Source organism: Rhodopila sp. (assembly GCF_035548235.1).
In the GTDB taxonomy this organism is placed as follows: domain Bacteria; phylum Pseudomonadota; class Alphaproteobacteria; order Acetobacterales; family Acetobacteraceae; genus Rhodopila.
The window spans coordinates 1-17,280 of sequence record NZ_DASZTJ010000133.1 but is presented as its reverse complement, the minus strand read 5'-3'; the positions used below and the strand labels follow the sequence as shown (position 1 = coordinate 17,280).

Genomic DNA, 17,280 nt, shown 5'->3' with positions numbered 1-17,280 from the left:
GATCAATGCCGAACTGGACAAGATGAGCCCGGACGGGTCGGAGCTGCGGGCGGCGTTCGACGAGTGGGTGCGGCGGGAGATCACCCGGATGGAGACCGAACCCGCCCGCGCCGCCGAGGTCGGGGCCGCCATCCGCCGCGTCGTGGCGCACGAGACGGTGCAGGTCTGGCTGTGGGACATCTGGTCGCGCATGCGCCTGGCGCTGGAAGCCGACCTGGCGAAGCCCAACGGCCGCACCGTCGCCTATGTCGAAGGCGCGCTAGGCAACCTCGGCGCCATCCTCGAAGCCGATCCGGCGGCCCGCGACCGGCTGCAGGGCGCGGCGGAAGGGATCGTGCGGACCCTGCTGCCCAGCGCGCAGATGCGGATCGCCGAGTTCATCGGCCAGGTGGTGGCGAGTTGGGACACCGCGACGGTGGTGGACCGGCTGGAGCTGCGGGTGGGCCGGGACTTGCAATATATCCGGATGAACGGGACCATCGTCGGATTCCTGATCGGCGGGCTGCTGTTCGCCCTCCTGGACACGCTGTTCGGCCATACCACGTTCTACTGACGCTATAGGAGGACGCATGCTGCGGCTTTCGGTCCTGGACCAATCGACGGTGGTCACCGGCCGGTCCCCCGACACCTCCATCCGCGAAAGCCTTCGGCTGGCGCAGCATTGCGAGGCGCTGGGCTACAGCCGCTACTGGTGCGCGGAGCACCACAACTCCGACAGCCAGGCGGGGACCGCGCCCGAGATCCTGATCGCGGCCATCGCCGCCACCACCAACCGCATCCGGGTCGGGTCGGCCGGGGTGATGCTGCCGCATTATTCCGCCCTGAAGGTGGCGGAGCAGTTCCGCGTGCTGGACGCGATCGCGCCGGGGCGGATCGACCTGGGGCTGGGCCGCGCGCCGGGGTCCGACGGGCGGACGGCCTATGCGCTGAACCCGCGGGCGGAGACCGCGGCCGATACGTTCCCCGCCGATGTGCGCGACCTGATCGCCTGGGTGTCGGGCCAGCCGCTGGTCGAGAACCATCCGTTCCGCGACGTCCGTGCCCAGCCGGCCGGACCGACGGTGCCGGAGGTGTGGATCCTGGGCAGCTCCGACTACGGCGCGCAGGTCGCGGCCTATTTCGGGCTGCCGTTCTGCTTCGCCCATTTCATCACCGACGGGCGCGGCGCCGACCAGGCGCTGGCGATCTATCGGGACGGCTACCGGCCCAGCGCGGCGCATCCCGTGCCGCACGCGGCGCTGTGCGTCTGGGCCATGGCGGCGGAGACGCCGGAGGAAGCCGCGCGGCTCTTCCGCTCGCGGGAGGTGTGGCGGCTGAACCGCGACCGCGGCGTGTTCATGGCCCTGGGCTCGCCCGAGGAGGCCGCGGAACGCACCTATACCGAGGGCGAAACGCTGCGGATCGAACGGATGCGCGCCCGCGCGCTGTACGGCACGCCGGACGTCGTGGGCGCGAAGCTGCGGGCGCTGGCGGAAGAGCACAAGGTCGAGGAGATCGCGATCCTGACGACGCTGCACGACCCGGAGGCACGCCGCCGGTCCTATACGCTGCTGGCGCGGGCGTTCGGTCTAGGGGCGCCAGACGTTCCGCTGGCCGCCGACTGACTGCTGCGCCCGCCAGGCCTGGAAGCGGAACACGCCATAGGCCACGGCGGCCGCGCCCAGGGCGATCGGCAGCAGCAGCAGGAACAGCCACAGGGCGAAGGCGGCGATCGACAGCGCGCCGGCGAGCACGGCGACGACGATGGCCCACATCATGACGCGCGTCAGGATCGGCGGGCGCGGCGGGTCGACGAATTCGCCCTCCGGCGTCATGTCGATTTCGGGCGGACGATGGGTGTTCATGACGAAGGAGAGTGGTCCGCCCCTGGCCGAGCTTCAAGGGCGACCGTAAGATTGGGGGACAAGGAGAGGAACAGGGCATGAAGGTCGGACTTTTCATCAACACGCAATGGCCGGAAGAGGTGAATGTCGGGGCACAGATTCCCGCCCTGGTCGAGCAGGTGCGCGTTTGCCGCGACTCCGGGTTCCGCTCGATCTGGTTTCCGCATCACTGGCTGACGGCGCCGATGCAGATGCTGCAGATCATGCCGGCGATGGCGTACCTGGCGGCCGAGGGCAAAGGCATGGTGTTCGGGCCGAACATCCTGATCCTGCCGCCGATGAACCCGATGCACGTCGCCGAGGAAGCCGCCACGATGGACGTGCTGACCGGCGGCAACTACGTGCTGGGCGCCGGCCTGGGCTATCGCGTGCCGGAGTTCACGGCGTTCAACGTGCCCTTGTCCGACCGCGCCAGCCGCTTCTCGGAAGCGGTGTCGCTGATGCGCAAGCTGTGGACCGGGGAGACGATCACGCACGAGGGCAAGCATTTCACGGTGCGCGACGCGGGCATCAGCCTGAAGCCGACGCGTCCGGGCGGCCCGCCCATCTACATCGCCGGCCTCGTCGACGCCGCTATCAAGCGCGCCGCTCGGATCGGCGATGCGTGGCTGATCGCCAACGCGTCGTCGCTGGCGGAGATCGAGCCGGGGATGAAGACGTATCGCGCGGCGATCGCGGAGTACAACCGCCCGCCGTTGGAGTTCCCGATCGCGCGCGAATGCTACGTCGGCAGCAGCCACAAGACGGCGTTCGAGGAGTGCCGGAAGGCGCTGGAATACAAATACGCGGCCTATGCGGCGTGGGGGATGACCAGCCCGCTGGAGGGCACCACGCTGGACGAGTTCGCCAAGGAACGCTTCATCATCGGCGACAAGGAGTCGGTGAAGGACGAGATCCTGAAGTACAAGGAGCGGCTGGGGGTGGATCACTTCATCATGCGCAGCCAGTGGCCGGGGCTGGACCAGGAGAAGACGGTCGCGTCGATCAAGCGGCTGGGCGAGGTTTTCGCGACTCTGCGGTGAGGGGCGTGGCCGTTACTCGACCGTCATGGCGTGGCTTGACCGTGTAGGCGCCTACTCAAGCGATTGCGCGGTACCGCCCCTTCTCGCGTCTTGGTCGGCGCAGGCCGGCCATCCACGCCTTTACCGCAGGTCATGGATGGTCGGGCTTGGCCCCGACCAGGACGCGGAGCGGAGTGGTGCCGCCCGCCCATCGGCGATCGCGATCACAGCACGTCAGCAATCGCCTGGTGATACCGTTTCGTCGCCGCCATATGGTCTGCCGCCGTTTTCCCTGCGATACGTTTGTGGTGGCGCCGGTTGAACGTCGTCGTCAGGCAGATATGCGAGGCGCCGGCCTTCTTCCAGAACGCGACCTCCTGACGCCATTGCGCTTCGTCGCCGTCGCCGCAGGACGTCCAGACCTCGATCCCCATCTGCGCCGGATCGCGCCCTTCCTTTTCGGTCAGGCGGCGCAGGTCGGTGAAGATGTCCAGCGCCGACTGGTCCGGCGGATAGGCGTTCGGCATCCAGCCGTCGCCCCATTTCGCGATGCGCGGCAGGGTGTGTTCATGATGGCCGCCATACCACAACGGGATGCGCCCCGACTGCGGCCGGGGGCTGATGCCTGCGTCCTCCAGCGTGTGGTAGCGGCCCTTGAACGTCACGTACTCCTGCGCCCAGAGCGCCTGCATCACCTGCACCTGCTCTTCCGAACGCCGGCCGCGATTGTGGAAGTTCTCGTTCAGGCCGGTGAATTCGACCGGGTTCCAGCCGACGCCGATCCCCAGGCGGAACCGGCCGCCGGACAGCACGTCCAGGCATGCCGCCTGCTTGGCGACCAGCGCCGTCTGCCGCTGCGGCAGGATCAGCACGCCGGTGGAAAAGCCCAGCCTGGTCGTGCAGCCGGCCAGGTAGCCCAGCAGCACGAACGGGTCATGGTACGGGTTGTTGGCCATGACGCCGCGTCCGCCGACGTCTTCGGCGGTGGCCGGGTTGGCGCCGAGGACGTGATCGGGGATCTCCAGGAAGTCCACGCCCATCGCCTCAAGCTGCAAGGCGTAGTCGCGCACCATCGTCGGATCGCCGCCGATGACGGTGAAGGGGCTGAGCACACCGAACTGCATCGCTTTCACTCCGTCTGTTTCGCGCCGGGCTATTTCGCGCCGGGCTATTTCGCGTCGGGCTATTTCGCGTCGGACTCCAGGACAGCCTTGATCTGGTCGGGCGGCACGGCAATCGGTTCGATCCCGGCTCGTTCCTGCTGCAACAAGGCGGCGACGCGCGAATCGCGCTGTGCCCAGCCCCGGTTCAGCGCCTCGGTCAACTCCAGCAGCGCGAGGTTGGTCAGGCGCATCGGCACTTGGACATCCCGAGCGAGTTGGCATGCGAGGGAGACGTCTTTGTGGATGAGGCGAAGGGCGAAGTCGGCCGGATCGTAGCTGCCCGTCAGGAAATGATCCGCCAGCCGATCGAATGTCCGCGACCGGCCCGTCGCCCCCTGCCGCACGGCCTTGAACAGCGACAAGGCATCGACGCCGGCCTTGATGCCCAGGGTGAAGACCTCGGACAGCACGACGTTGACCGCGGCGGAGGTTGCATTGTGAACCAGCTTGGCGATCGATCCGGCACCGATCGGACCGATATAGGCGGCCTGGTCGCCCATCGCAGACAGCACCGCCTGGTACTTGTCGTAGACGGCCTGGTCGCCGCCGACCCAGATCGCCAGCCGGCCGCTATTGGCGCCGCGCGGCCCGCCGCTGACCGGCGCATCCAGGAAATCGACGCCCTGTTCGGCGAATTCCGCGTGCAAGGCGCGCACCACGTCGACCGCGTTGGTCGACAGGTCGAACCACGCGGCCCCTTTCCGGAACCCTTCCTTCAGCCCGTTCTCCCCGGTCCCCACCCGCTGCACGTCGGCGGGGGTGGGCAGCGAGGTGAACACGAGGTCGCAGGCGGCTGCCACCGCCTTGGGCGAGTCCGCCCAGGTCGCGCCCGCGTTCAGGTGCCGCGAGGCGGCCTGGCGCGTCAGGTCATGCACGACCAGTTCGTGCCCCGCCTTCTGCAGGTTGGACGCCATGCCCGCGCCCATCATGCCGAGGCCGATAAAACCGATCTTCATTCCCGTTTCCTCCGTTATCTTCAACCGTTCCACTGCAGGATATAAAGGCCCGCGTCATAGTCGGTGACGTACATCAGGCCGTCCTGCGCGACGAAAATATCCGCCGTGTGCCGGATCTTGGCGCGGCCGCGCATCGGCTCCATCCATGTCGTCGGCTGCGGCGGGACGAAATGGCCGATCTCCTCCGGCCGGTACGGGTCCTTGATGGTGAAGACCCGGACGCCGGCGCTCTGCCAGGTGGCGAAAATGATGTCCGACGAGCGGAACGATCCCGGCCGGTTCTCATGCAGGTTGTGCGGACCGAATTGCCCGCCCAGCTTGACGTAGTCCCGCTCGGACGGCGTCGGCATCGTTGCGATGGAAACCGGATTGGACTTCTCGCGGATATCGAAGATCCAGGTCCGTTTCATCTGTTCCTGATCGATGTTCAGCGTCGCCTCGTCGGCGACCACCAGCAGGTCCCGGTCGTGCAGCGGCAGCGCGCTGTGCGTGCCGCCGCCATAAGGGGGCGTCCAGTTGCGATGCACGATCAGCCGCGGTGCCGACTTGTCCTTCACGTCCAGGATCGTCAGCCCGCCGTCGCGCCAGGAGCCATAGGCGACGTCGTCCTCGACCACCGCGTGATGCAGCGCATAGCGCCCCTTGCTCCAGGACGGCGTCTCCCCGCCGGCGGCGTTCATGCCGGGGATCCACCAGCGGCCGCATTCGACGGGTTTGGTCGGATCGGCCATGTCGATGACGATCAGGATGTGGTCCAGGAACCCGTCCAGCAGCGCGGAAGCATAGGCATAGCGGCCGCCGGTCCACCAGATGCGGTGCAGCCCCAGCCCCTGCACCTCCATGAAGCCGATCGCTCGGGGATTGGCGGGGTCCTTGATGTCATAGACCCGCATGCCGGCGGAAAAGTCTTCGCCGCGCCTGCCATAGCGCGCCGAGTCCACCTGGTTCGATCCGCTATAGTAATCCTTTTGCGACAGCAGCGCCTTGAGGTCCAGTTCCTCGATGCACAGCAGCAGGTCGTTGGCGGTCTGCAGGTGCATGCACCAGGAATTCGGGTGGATCGGCACGAAGTTGACCGGTTTCGGATGGCGCGGATCGCGCACGTCGGTGACGGTGATGCAGCGGCTGACCCGCGTGCCGATATAGGCATGGCCCCGGTTGACCATGACCTGAACGCCGTCCCCCTTCCCGCCCTGGCCGGTGTGGCCGACGAACGTGATGTTGTGCGCACTCTCCGGCGTAATCATGGCTTGCCCTCCCCTTATTTCAGCGCGAAGAACCCGACGCATCCGCATGGTCGACCGGCAGATGATGAAGTAGCCCGGCCGTCATAGATTACCGGACACGAGGGAAAGGGGAAGGCATGGTCACGGGAGCCAATAGTCCACTGACGGTCGATCTGACCGGATACCGCGTCGCGATCTCGGCCGGCGCCAACGGCATCGGCCTCGTGATGGCCAACAGCTTCGCGTTCTGCGGCGCCCAGGTTTTCGTCAGCGACCTCGACGAGGCGGCGCTGAAGTCCTGCGGCCATGCCGGCATGAAGGCCGATGCCGGCGATCCCGCGCAGTGCGAGGCCTTCGTCGACAAGGCGGTGGCGCACCTGGGCGGCCTGGACGTGCTGGTCAACAACGCCGGGATCGCCGGGCCGACCGCGCTGGTGGAGCACGTGACGCCCGAGGCGCTGGAAGCGACGCTGAGGATCGACGTCGGCTCGATGTTCCACATGTCCCGCCGCGCGATCCCCGTGCTGCGGGCGAATGGCGGGGGGGCGATCCTGAACCTGTCCTCGGCGGCCGGGCGCTTCGGCTTCCCGCTGCGCGCGCCCTATAGCGCCGCCAAATGGGGCGTGATCGGCTTCACCAAGACGCTGTCGATGGAACTGGGCCCGGACGGCATCCGCGTGAACGCCATCCTGCCCGGCCCCGTCGACGGGCCGCGAATCCGAGCGGTGATCAAGGCGAAGGCGGAGGCGGCGGGGATATCGGAGAACGAGATGACGGAGCGGATGGTCTCCACCACCAGCCTGAAATCCTTCGTCACCCAGCAGGACATCGCCAACATGGCGCTGTATCTCGCCAGCCCGTTCGGGACGACGATCAGCGGCCAGGCGATCAGCGTCGATGCCGACATGCAGATGACCGCATAGGCGCACGCGGCACCGGCGCCGATCCCGTCGTGGCCGGGCTTGGCTTGAGCGGGCTTGGCTTGAGCGGGCTTGGGCTTGACCGGGCTTGGGCTTGACCGGGCTTGGCCTGACCATGACGGGGATGGAGGTTCCACTCGCACCGAACCTGCTCTAGGCTGCCGAGCATAATACACCGGAGGAAACGGCATCATGAGCGCCACCACGTTCGATTTCGGCAAGCTGTTCAGCTCGGGATTGCCCGATCCCGCGCCGCGCTGGGCGCCGTTTCCGAAATACTACTTCGTGGGCGGCAACAACGATCCGGAACAGATCCCGATCGAGGGGCTGATCGACGCCTGCGCCTCGGTCCTGCGGCGCGAAGGCGACAAGCTTGCGATCTACAACCTGGGCCTCGGGCCGCAGGGATACCCGGGCCTGCGGCAGTTCGTGGCCGACAAGTCCAAGCGCGTGCGCGGGATCGACGTGCCGATCGACGACATCATGATCACCACGGGGTCCGGCCAGGGCATCGACATGATCAGCAAGCTGATGGTCGATCCGGGCGATACGATCCTGGTCGAGGAGTATTGTTACCAGGGCGCGATGAACCGGTTCCGCAAGCTGGGCGCGAAGCTGCAGGGCATGAAGCTCGACGCCGACGGGATCGTCATCGACGCGCTGGCGAAGCAGTTGGCCGACCTGAAGGCCAAGGGAATCACGCCCAAGTTCATCTACACGATCCCCACAATCCAGAACCCGACGGCAAGCATCCTGCCGCTGGACCGGCGCCATGCGCTGATCAAGCTGGCGCACGAATACAACGTCGCGATCTTCGAGGACGAGTGCTACGCGGACCTGCTGTGGGAAGGGATCGATGCGCCGCCCGCGCTTTACGCGCTGGACCCAAGCTGCGTCGTCCATCTTGGTTCGTTCTCGAAATCGCTCGCCCCGGCCTTGCGGCTGGGCTACATCATCGCGCCCTGGCCGATCATGAGCCGGCTTCTGCCGCTGAAGGGCGATAGCGGGACGGGCGCGCTGGACCAGATGGTGGTCGCCGAATACTTCTCCCACAACTTCGACCGACACTTGAACCACCTGAACGGCGTACTGAAGGAGAAGCTGGACGCGATGACCGAGGCCGTGGCACGCGAATTCGGGGCCTCGGCGGAATGCTGGGCGCCGAAGGGCGGCATCTTCCTGTGGATCAAGCTGCCGGACAGCGTGGATGTGCGGAAACTGGTGAAGCCCGCGGCGGACGCGGGGATCGTATTCAATCCTGGTCCGGAATGGGCGGTCAGTGCGGATAATTCCAGCAACTGCCTCCGTCTTTGCTTTGCCATGCCCTCCAAAGATACCATCAAAAACGGAGTGGCCGAACTCGCTCGGGTTTGTTACGAGCAGACGGGAATTCCGGTTCGGAGCGGAAACGTGTCGCGGGAGTGACGGTTGATTTTGTAACGACCTGGCCGGGTCTCATCGGGGCGCTTTTCTCCACCGGCACCGCAGGGCGCGGACGGCGGGCCTGCGCCGGCCGGGACGGGAAGAGGTGCGTTGCCCGGTTGCAGGGCTTCGGGGTCAGGACCTCCGGGCAGAGGCCCTGCCCTCAACCCACCGGAGCGCCCGGCAGGCCGCGGAAGAAATCGATCCGCTGCTTCGCACCCGTCGCGATGTAAAGGTGATCCGACCCCGTCAGCAGAAACCGAGCGCCCATGCCGACATAGCGGGAGGCATGCTCTTCGTCGTAGATGCCGCCCATGCCCAGCGTCTTGCCGTGCTTCCGGCAGGCATCGCCGACCGTCTGGTAGGCCTCGACCACCTTCGGATGACCCATCTGGCCGGAGATGCCCAGTTCCGCCGTCAGGTCCGACGTGCCGATGAACAGCACGTCGATCCCCTCCAACGCCGCGATCGCGTCGGCATTGCGGATGGCTTCGGGGCTTTCCAGCATCACGACGGTCAGGATCTCCTGGTTGATCGCGGCCTGCGCCTCGGCCGTCGATGGCGCGGCATAGCCATAGACCGCCGGCGGGCCGCCCCAGCTTCGATGACCCATCGGGGGGTAGTGGAAGGCATCGGCGATCCGCTTCGCCTCGGCCGGCGTATCCACATGCGGAATGACGATCCCCAGCGCCCCGTTGTCCAGCGCACGGGTCGCCTCGTCGATCGCGCCGGCGCAGACGCGCACGATCGGCGTCACGCCCATCGGCAGCGCGGCGATGCAAAGCTGGGTGATCTCCTGGATGTTGAACGCCCCGTGTTCGGCGTCGATGAACATCCAGTCATGGCCCGTCAGCGCGATCACCATCGGCGTGGCGACCGAACGGAGGTGGTGTACGCCGAAGCCAAGGGCCATCTTGCCCGATTTCAGGCGCTGCTTGGTCACGTTCTTGGTCAGAGGCATGGTCCGTTTCCCCAATCGCTGGCGGAAAACCAGCATGCGCCGGGACCAAGGTCAATCGACGGGGGAGCGGTCCTCCACCAGCGCCATCAGCGTCTCCAGCCGGTCCGCCTCGCCGGCCGGCTTGTCGGTGCGGATGCGGGCCAGGCGGGGAAACCGCATGGCAACGCCGGATTTGTGGCGGTTGGAGAGCTGCACGGCGTCGAACGCCACTTCCAGCACCAGCGACTTGGCGACCTCCCGGACCGGGCCGAAGCGGGCCGTCGTGTTGTTGCGGATCCAGCGGTCCAGGAACGCCAGCTCCTGGTCGGTGAAGCCGAAATAGGCCTTGCCGACCGGGACCAGCTCATCGCCGCGCCAGAGGCCGAACGTGTAGTCCGAGTAGAAACTGCTGCGCTTGCCATGACCGCGCTGCGCATACATCAGGACGGCGTCGACGGTCAGCGGATCGCGCTTCCACTTCCACCACTGCCCTTTCACGCGACCGGGCAGGTACAGGCTGTCGCTGCGCTTCAGCATCAGCCCCTCGATCGACGCCGCGCGGGCCCCGTCGCGCAGGACCATCAACTCCTGGAGGGAGGAGAAGCGGATCAGCGGCGACAGGTCCATGCGGGCGGGACGGGTGCGCGCGAGCCAGGCCTCCAGCCGCCCGCGGCGCTGGTCGAACGGCAGCGTCCGCAGGTCCTCGGTCCCGTCGAACAGCAGGTCGTAGAGCCGGACCATGACCGGGAACCGGTCCATCATCCTCGCGGTCACCGTCTTGCGGTTCAGCCGCTGCTGCAGATCCGCGAACGGGGCGACGACGCCGTCGCGGACGACCAGCAACTCCCCGTCCAGCACCGCCCGGAAGTCCATCGCGGACACAAGCTCTGGGAACGTGCCCGAGATGTCGTCGGCGCCGCGGGAATAGATGCGCCGGCCGCCTTCGGTCGCGACGAGCTGTACGCGGATGCCGTCCCATTTCCATTCGGCGCGCCAGTCCTCGGGGCGCAGGGCGGCGATGTCGGGGGCTTCCAGCGGATGCGCCAGCATCGGCGGGCGGAAGACCGGCGCATCGGCCGGGTCGGGCTTCGGTCCCCTGCCCTCCAGCCAGGCGAACAGCGGGCGGTAGGGCGGAGCCAGGCCGTGCCAGACTTCCTCCACCTCGTCGACGCTGACCTGCCCGATCTCGGCCAGCGCGATCTTAGCGAGGCGGCCGGAGGCGCCGACCCGCAGCCCGCCGGTGATCAGCTTCAGCAGGGCCAGGCGCGTGGAGGCGTCGGTGCAGTCCAGCCATTCGGCGACGATGCCCGGCAAGGCCGCCTTGGGCGCCGTCTCCAGCGTGTCCACCACCTCGGCCAGCGTCGGCGGGTCGGACCGGGTGCTGCCGGATGGGGTGCTGCCGGATGGGGCACTGCCGGATGGGGCACTGCCGGATGGGGCGCTTGCGGCGGGCCAGATCAGCGCCACCGTCTCGGCCAGGTCGCCGACATAGTCATACGACCAGTCGAACAGCACCGGATCGGTGCGGCCGGCGGCGAGTTCCCGGATCAGGCCGGGCTTGGCGGCGGTGAAGCTGAGCTCGCCGGTGATGGCGGCGAGGCCGATCCCCCGCTCCGGGTCCGGCTGGGTGGCGAAATAGCGCCGCAGAAGGGCGATCTTGGCATTGCGCGATGGCGTGAAGACCAGCCGCTCGAGCAGCGTGGCGAAGGCGATCATATCCGGCATGTTGGGCGTTTGGCGGCGAAACGCCAGTGGCGGGGCCAGTGGTGGGCGCAACGGGCGGCGGGCGCAACGGGGGCCGGCGGCGGCCGCGCCCGGCACGGGCCGCACGTCCACTTGACGCACCGGCAGGGCAACCATACCTTGCAATGTTCTGGCCGCTCCCTTAATGAGACGGTCCACCCAAAGTTCAAGTGCTGGAGGCTGAGCGCATGGCGCGCGTCACCGTCGAAGATTGCGTCCAACGTGTCCCGAACCGGTTCGAGCTGGTTCTTCTGGCCGCCCAGCGTGCCCGCAACATCAGCCGTGGCGAAGAACTGACCATCGACCGCGACAACGACAAGAACCCCGTCGTCGCTCTGCGCGAAATCGCCGATGAGACCATCGAGCTGCAACGGATCGAGCAGGACCTGATCAAGTCCCTGTCGCGCGCCCCGGAACCGGAGCCGGCGGACGAGGAGGTGCTGGACCTGATCCCCACCGACCAGAACATCTTCGGCCTGCAGGACGTCTCGGCCGAGGAAGAGACCGCCAGCCTGCCGGCGGAAGCCGACGAGAGCATGTCGCCCGAAGACCTGGAAGCCGCGATCGAGGCAGAACTCGGCGGTCGCGGTTCGCGGTAGGCGCATGGAAGGCGGGGGCTTCGTCAGCGACCCCAACTTGGTTCCGGCGGCCCCCCCTCGGACATCCAGCCTGCCTGAGCGTGACCTTCCCCTTCCGCCCGCCGGCCAGCCGGCGACCGCGGACCTGGTCGAGATCATCCGGGACTACGACCCGAAGGCCGACACGTCGCTGGTCGAGGCCGCCTATGCGCTGGCGGCGCAGGCCCACAGCACGCAGCGGCGCGACAACGGCGAACCCTACATCACCCATCCGCTGGCGGTCGCGAAGATCCTCGCCGGCTACCATCTCGACACCTCCTCGATCGCGACGGCGCTGCTGCATGACGTGATCGAGGACACCAGCTTCAAGCTGCCCGACCTCGAAAACCGCTTCGGCAAGGAAATCGCCGGCCTGGTTGACGGCGTCACCAAGCTGACCCGGCTGGAACTGCAATCCGACCGCACCAAGCAGGCGGAGAACTTCCGCAAGCTCGTCCTGGCCATGAGCCGCGATATCCGCGTGCTGCTGGTCAAGCTCGCCGACCGCCTGCACAACATGCGGACGCTGCATTTCGTCAAGGAGCCGGAGCGCCGCCGCCGCATCGCGCGCGAGACCATGGAGATCTACGCGCCGCTGGCGGAGCGGATCGGCATGGACGCGGTCAAGACCGAGTTGCAGACGCTGGCGTTCAAGCAGTTGGAGCCCGAGGCCTACGCCACCATCCTGGCGCGGCTGAACTTCCTGCGCGGACAGGGCGCGGACGTCATCGACGACGTCCGGAACGAGTTGATCAAGGTCTGCACCGACGCCGGCATCCATGTCATCGAAGTGACCGGCCGGGAGAAGTCGCCCTTTTCGATCTGGGAGAAGATGCATCGGCGCAACGTCGCGTTCGAGCAGCTTTCGGACATCATGGCGTTCCGCATCGTCGTGGAGACGAAGGCGGATTGCTACGGCGCGCTGGGGGCGGTCCATTCCGCCTATCCGGTGATCGCCGGCCGCTTCAAGGACTACATCTCGACGCCGAAATCGAACGGCTACCAGTCGCTGCACACCGGCGTCACGCTGCGCGAGCCGCGCAACCAGAAGATCGAAGTGCAGATCCGCACCGCGGAAATGAACGACGTGGCCGAGAACGGCGTCGCCTCGCACTGGGTCTACAAGGCCCCGGACCGGAAGGTCGACGGCACCGACGTGCAGCGCTTCCGCTGGGTGCAGGACCTGCTGGAGATCCTGGACGATTCGGCCGCGCCGGACGAGTTCCTGGAGAACACGAAGCTCGAGCTCTATCCGGACCAGGTCTTCTGCTTCACGCCGAAAGGGCAGTTGATCCAGTTGCCGCGCGGCGCGACGCCGGTCGATTTCGCCTATGCCGTCCACAGCCAGGTCGGCGACACCTGCGTCGGGGCGAAGGTGAACGGCCGGCTGATGCCGCTGCGGCACCACCTGGAAAACGGCGACCAGGTGGAGGTGATGACCGCGCGCGGCGGCACGCCGTCGCCGCAATGGGAACGGTTCGTCGTCACCGGCAAGGCGCGTGCGCGCATCCGCCGCTTCATCCACCAGGAACAGCGCCAGCAAAGCCGCGACGCGGGCCGGGCGGAACTGACCAAGGCGTTCCGCCAGGCCGGGGTGGACGGGTCGGAAAAGGCGCTGGAACCGGCACTGAAGGCGTTGAAGGTCGCGTCGCTGGACGATCTCTATGTCGCGATCGGCAACGGCAACCTGTTCGCCCGCGACGTCGTCCACGCCGCCTATCCCGAGCTTCGCCAGGCCCCCCGCGCGCCGCGGATGGTCCCGCCCTTGCTGCCCCGCGGCAAGGCGCCTGCCCGGTTCGACCACGACATGCCCGTCACCGGCCTGGTGCCCGGCATGGCCTATACCTTCGCGGGATGCTGCCACCCCGTGCCGGGCGATGAGATCGTTGGCATCGTCACGACCGGCAAGGGCGTCACCATCCATGCCAGGGAATGCCAGACCCTGACGGGCTTCGCCGCGACGCCGGAGCGGTTCATCGATATCGAGTGGAACTATGAGGCGGTCAGCCACAATCCCGCACAGGGCAAGGGCAGCGGCCATACCGCGCGGATCAGCGTGATCGCCAGCAACGAGCAGGGCACGCTCGCGGACCTGGCGAACGCGGTCGCCAAGCAGGACGGGTCGATCATCAACCTGAAGATCGTCAACCGGCAGCAGGATTTCATGGAGGTCCTGGTCGATGTCGACGTTCGCGACGTCGGCCACCTGTCCAAGGTCATCGTCGGCCTGCGCGGCCTGAAATCGGTCAAGGGCGTCGAGCGGGCGACAGGCAGCTAACCCGCGCAACACCATCGAGCAGTCAAGGCATGATCCTCGGCATCGGTTCGGACATTTGCGACATTCGGCGGATCGAAGCGGCGATCGAGCGGCATGGCGCGCGGTTCCTGGAACGTGTCTTCACCGAGACCGAGCGTGCGAAAGCCATGCGCCGGACCGAGAAGATCCAGGCCGGCACCTTTGCCAAGCGCTTCGCGGCGAAAGAGGCGGCGGCCAAGGCGCTGGGCACCGGCTTCCGCCGGGGCGTGTTCTTCTCCAACCTCGGCGTCGTCAACCTTCCCGGTGGCCAGCCGACCCTGAGGATGACCGGCGGGGCCGCGGAACGGCTGGCGGCGATCACGCCGGACGGCATGCTGGCCGAGGTCCACCTGACGATGACCGACGAATACCCTTATGCCTACGCGCAGGTCATCATCTCGGCGGTGCCCGCGCGGTGACGCGATTCCTTGACAGGAAAGGGCAGGCTGGGCTTGATCCGCGCGCCTTTCCCGGCTCCGGCCATTCGCTGATATCCTGAAAGTTTCTTCATCTCATGGCGACAACCAAGGCCAAGCCCAGACGTCAATCGAGCGCGTTGGTCGAGAACATCAAGACCATCTTCTACGCCGCCCTGATTGCGATCGGCGTTCGGACATTCGCGTATGAGCCGTTCAACATCCCATCGGGCAGCATGATCCCGACGCTGCTGGTCGGCGACTACCTGTTCGTCTCGAAATACAGCTACGGCTACTCCCGTTACTCCTTCCCCTTCTCGCCCCCGCTGTTCTCGGGCCGCATCTTCGGGTCCCTGCCCAAGCGCGGCGACGTCGTGGTGTTCAAGTATCCGCGGGACACGTCGATCGACTACATCAAGCGCATCGTCGGGCTGCCCGGCGACCGTATCCAGGTCCGTGACGGGCAGCTTTACATCAACGGCCAGCTCTGCCCCCGCCAGCCGGAAGGCACCTATGTCGCCGACGACAACGGCATCCGGGTCATGAGCCGCCTCTATGAAGAAACGCTGCCGGACGGCGTGAAGCACCAGATCCTGAAGGAACGGGATGACGGCTGGGCCAACAACACGCCGGAATACGTGGTCCCGCCCGGCCACGTGTTCGCCATGGGCGACAACCGCGACAACAGCGCCGACAGCCGCTTCATGGACCAGGTGGGCTACGTGCCGGTCGAGAACCTCGTCGGCCGCGCCGAAATCCTGTTCTTCTCCTTCGACGCGGAATATCCCTGGTGGGAAGTCTGGGAATGGCCGTTCGAGATCCGCTGGTCCCGGCTTCTGCAGCCAATCCATTGACAGCGCCGGCATGAGCGACGGGTTCGACGCGATCCTTGGCCACAGGTTTCAACGTCCCGAGCTGCTGAAAGAGGCACTGACGCACCGGTCGGCCGCACAGGGCCGCGGCCGCGGCAGCAATGAGCGGCTGGAATTCATCGGCGACCGCGTGCTGGGCCTGACGATGGCGGAATGGCTGGCCGAACGCTTCCCGCGCGAGCAGGAGGGGGAGCTGGGCCGCCGCCTGGCCTACCTGGTCTCCCAGCCGGTGCTGGCCCATGTCGCGGAGACGATCGGGCTGGCGATGGCCCTATCCGTTTCACCCGGCGAGGCCAAGGCCGGCGTCACCCGCCGCGCCACGGTCCTGGCCGACGCGCTGGAGGCCGCGCTCGGTGCGCTCTACCTGGACGGCGGCCTGGAGGTGGCCCGCGGCTTCGTCCGGCGGGCCTGGCAGGATGCCATGCTGTCGCAGGTCGATCCGCCCAAGGACGCCAAGACGGCCTTGCAGGAATGGGCCCAGAAGCGCGGCAAGGACCTGCCGTTCTACCAGGTCACCGACCGTTCCGGCCCGCCGCACGCGCCCGAATTCACCGTCACCGTCAGCATGGGCGACGATATCGGCCTCGGCCGTGCGGGCAGCAAACGGGCGGCGGAGCAACTGGCGGCGGAGGCGTTGCTGGAGCGCCTCGTGCCCGCCCGGGTGGCGAAACCATGACCCGCTGCGGCTTCGTCGCCATCGTCGGCGCCCCCAATGCGGGCAAGTCCACCCTGCTCAACCGGCTGACCGGGGCGAAGCTGTCCATCGTCTCGCCCAAGGCGCAGACGACGCGCTTCCGCGTGCTGGGCATCTTCATGCACCGCCAGTCGCAAGTGCTGCTGGTCGACACGCCCGGCATTTTCCGCCCGCGCCGCAAGCTGGACCGGGCGATGGTCGCGGCGGCCTGGACCGGGGCGGCCGACGCCGACCTGACGGTCCTGCTGGTCGACGCGCGCGCCGGCCTGCGCGACGAGGTGCGCGAGATCGTCGGCAAGCTGGCGGAGGCGAAACGCCGCTGCTGGCTGGTGCTGAACAAGACCGACCTGGTGTCCCCCACCGCCCTCCTGCCGCTGACCCAGAGCCTCTCGGAACTCGCGCCGTTCGAAGAGACCTACATGGTCAGCGCCCAGACCGGCGACGGCGTCGCCGCGCTGGGCGACGCGCTCGCCGAGGCGATGCCGGAAGGACCGTATCTCTATCCGGAAGACGACCTGACCGACTTGCCGGACCGGCTGCTGGCGGCGGAAATCGTCAGGGAGCAGATTTTCCTGCAAACCCATGAAGAGGTGCCCTACGGCGCGACGGTGGAGACCGAGAGCTTCGCCGAACGGCGGGACGGATCGGTACGCATCGACGTCACGGTCTATGTGTCCCGTGCGGGGCACAAGGCGATCCTGATCGGCGACAAGGGCAGCCGGATCAAATCCATCGGCGCCCGCGCCCGCCAGGACCTGGCCGGTCTGCTGGACCGGCCCGTGCACTTGTTTCTCAACGTCAAGGAACGCAAGGGCTGGGACGAGGAAGGGGCGCGTCTGCGGGCGATCGGCCTGGAGGATCCCGGCAAGGCTGGATAGCCGCTCAGCCGGTAGTAGCCGATGGGTTCAAGAGCCGCGGACGCGCGACGGTCGTCACTGATCGCCGATCCGCGCGATTTGAGCAGAGCAACCTGGGACGGAACGGGCAGGTGTCGTGCGGGTGGGTAAGGACAATGGAACCGCAAAGCACGCCGAACACGCAAATGGGGGACTGTCGGGATCGGCTTGATGCCCTGTCCAGGCAGGTTATCGGCTGCGCCTTGACGGTGATGCGTACTCGATAGCCGATGCG

At 67.2% G+C, this 17,280-nt stretch carries 17 protein-coding genes; 11 read left to right on the top strand and 6 right to left on the bottom strand.

From position 1 onward, the window contains the following. A partial coding sequence (locus VHB27_RS11870) for a DUF445 domain-containing protein (RefSeq protein WP_325600582.1) occupies positions 1-553 on the top strand: 553 nt, incomplete at its 5' end. 16 nt (positions 554-569) lie between these two features. After that, on the top strand, positions 570-1,604 hold the full coding sequence (locus VHB27_RS11865) for an LLM class flavin-dependent oxidoreductase (RefSeq protein WP_325600580.1): 1,035 nt from the start codon (positions 570-572) through the stop codon (positions 1,602-1,604). Here VHB27_RS11865 and VHB27_RS11860 read toward each other — a convergent pair. Beyond that, positions 1,569-1,844, bottom strand: a complete 276-nt coding sequence (locus tag VHB27_RS11860) for a hypothetical protein (RefSeq protein WP_325600578.1) — start codon at positions 1,842-1,844, stop codon at positions 1,569-1,571. The genes VHB27_RS11865 and VHB27_RS11860 overlap by 36 nt on opposite strands. Before the next feature lie 77 nt (positions 1,845-1,921). On the opposite strand from VHB27_RS11860, the gene VHB27_RS11855 reads away from it, so the two are divergent. Continuing rightward, positions 1,922-2,905, top strand: a complete 984-nt coding sequence (locus VHB27_RS11855) for an LLM class flavin-dependent oxidoreductase (protein ID WP_325600576.1) — start codon at positions 1,922-1,924, stop codon at positions 2,903-2,905. A 203-nt stretch (positions 2,906-3,108) separates the two neighbouring features. On the opposite strand, the gene VHB27_RS11850 is transcribed toward VHB27_RS11855, so the two are convergent. The 3 genes from VHB27_RS11850 to VHB27_RS11840 are packed head-to-tail and all read right to left on the bottom strand — an operon-like array spanning position 3,109 to position 6,250. Further along, entirely contained in the window at positions 3,109-4,008 is a 900-nt protein-coding gene (locus VHB27_RS11850) for an LLM class F420-dependent oxidoreductase (RefSeq protein WP_325600572.1), read from the bottom strand. A 59-nt stretch (positions 4,009-4,067) separates the two neighbouring features. Next, positions 4,068-5,003: an NAD(P)-dependent oxidoreductase gene (locus tag VHB27_RS11845; protein ID WP_325600570.1), complete on the bottom strand. Its 936-nt coding sequence runs from the start codon at positions 5,001-5,003 to the stop codon at positions 4,068-4,070. Between the two features lie 20 nt (positions 5,004-5,023). Beyond that, complete coding sequence (locus VHB27_RS11840; RefSeq protein WP_325600568.1) at positions 5,024-6,250, bottom strand: LVIVD repeat-containing protein; 1,227 nt, start codon at positions 6,248-6,250, stop codon at positions 5,024-5,026. Positions 6,251-6,366: 116 nt separating this feature from the next. On the opposite strand from VHB27_RS11840, the gene VHB27_RS11835 reads away from it, so the two are divergent. Continuing rightward, a complete protein-coding gene (locus tag VHB27_RS11835; RefSeq protein ID WP_325600566.1) occupies positions 6,367-7,152 on the top strand; it encodes an SDR family oxidoreductase in 786 nt (261 codons plus the stop codon). A gap of 189 nt (positions 7,153-7,341) precedes the next feature. Further along, a complete protein-coding gene (locus tag VHB27_RS11830; protein ID WP_325600564.1) occupies positions 7,342-8,574 on the top strand; it encodes a PLP-dependent aminotransferase family protein in 1,233 nt (410 codons plus the stop codon). A 160-nt stretch (positions 8,575-8,734) separates the two neighbouring features. Here the strand turns inward: VHB27_RS11830 and VHB27_RS11825 are convergent, their stop codons facing one another. Both VHB27_RS11825 and VHB27_RS11820 read right to left on the bottom strand, forming a co-directional pair. After that, positions 8,735-9,532: an HpcH/HpaI aldolase family protein gene (locus VHB27_RS11825; protein WP_325600562.1), complete on the bottom strand. Its 798-nt coding sequence runs from the start codon at positions 9,530-9,532 to the stop codon at positions 8,735-8,737. 51 nt (positions 9,533-9,583) lie between these two features. Next, positions 9,584-11,227, bottom strand: a complete 1,644-nt coding sequence (locus VHB27_RS11820) for a cisplatin damage response ATP-dependent DNA ligase (RefSeq protein ID WP_325600584.1) — start codon at positions 11,225-11,227, stop codon at positions 9,584-9,586. Between the two features lie 215 nt (positions 11,228-11,442). Between VHB27_RS11820 and rpoZ the strand changes: the two genes are divergently transcribed. The 6 genes from rpoZ to era all read left to right on the top strand — a co-directional run bounded on the left by rpoZ (position 11,443) and on the right by era (position 17,027). Next, the gene (rpoZ, locus tag VHB27_RS11815; RefSeq protein ID WP_325600560.1) at positions 11,443-11,853 is read left to right on the top strand and encodes a DNA-directed RNA polymerase subunit omega; all 411 of its coding nucleotides are present in this window, start codon (positions 11,443-11,445) and stop codon (positions 11,851-11,853) included. A gap of 4 nt (positions 11,854-11,857) precedes the next feature. Next, complete coding sequence (locus tag VHB27_RS11810; RefSeq protein ID WP_325600558.1) at positions 11,858-14,149, top strand: RelA/SpoT family protein; 2,292 nt, start codon at positions 11,858-11,860, stop codon at positions 14,147-14,149. Positions 14,150-14,178: 29 nt separating this feature from the next. Next, entirely contained in the window at positions 14,179-14,586 is a 408-nt protein-coding gene (gene acpS / locus VHB27_RS11805) for a holo-ACP synthase (RefSeq protein ID WP_325600556.1), read from the top strand. Positions 14,587-14,681: 95 nt separating this feature from the next. Next, on the top strand, positions 14,682-15,437 hold the full coding sequence (gene lepB / locus VHB27_RS11800) for a signal peptidase I (protein ID WP_325600554.1): 756 nt from the start codon (positions 14,682-14,684) through the stop codon (positions 15,435-15,437). Between the two features lie 10 nt (positions 15,438-15,447). Beyond that, complete coding sequence (gene rnc / locus VHB27_RS11795; RefSeq protein ID WP_325600552.1) at positions 15,448-16,131, top strand: ribonuclease III; 684 nt, start codon at positions 15,448-15,450, stop codon at positions 16,129-16,131. Continuing rightward, entirely contained in the window at positions 16,128-17,027 is a 900-nt protein-coding gene (gene era / locus VHB27_RS11790) for a GTPase Era (protein WP_325600550.1), read from the top strand. The genes rnc and era overlap by 4 nt, the downstream gene beginning before the upstream one ends. Positions 17,028-17,280: the final 253 nt, after the last annotated feature.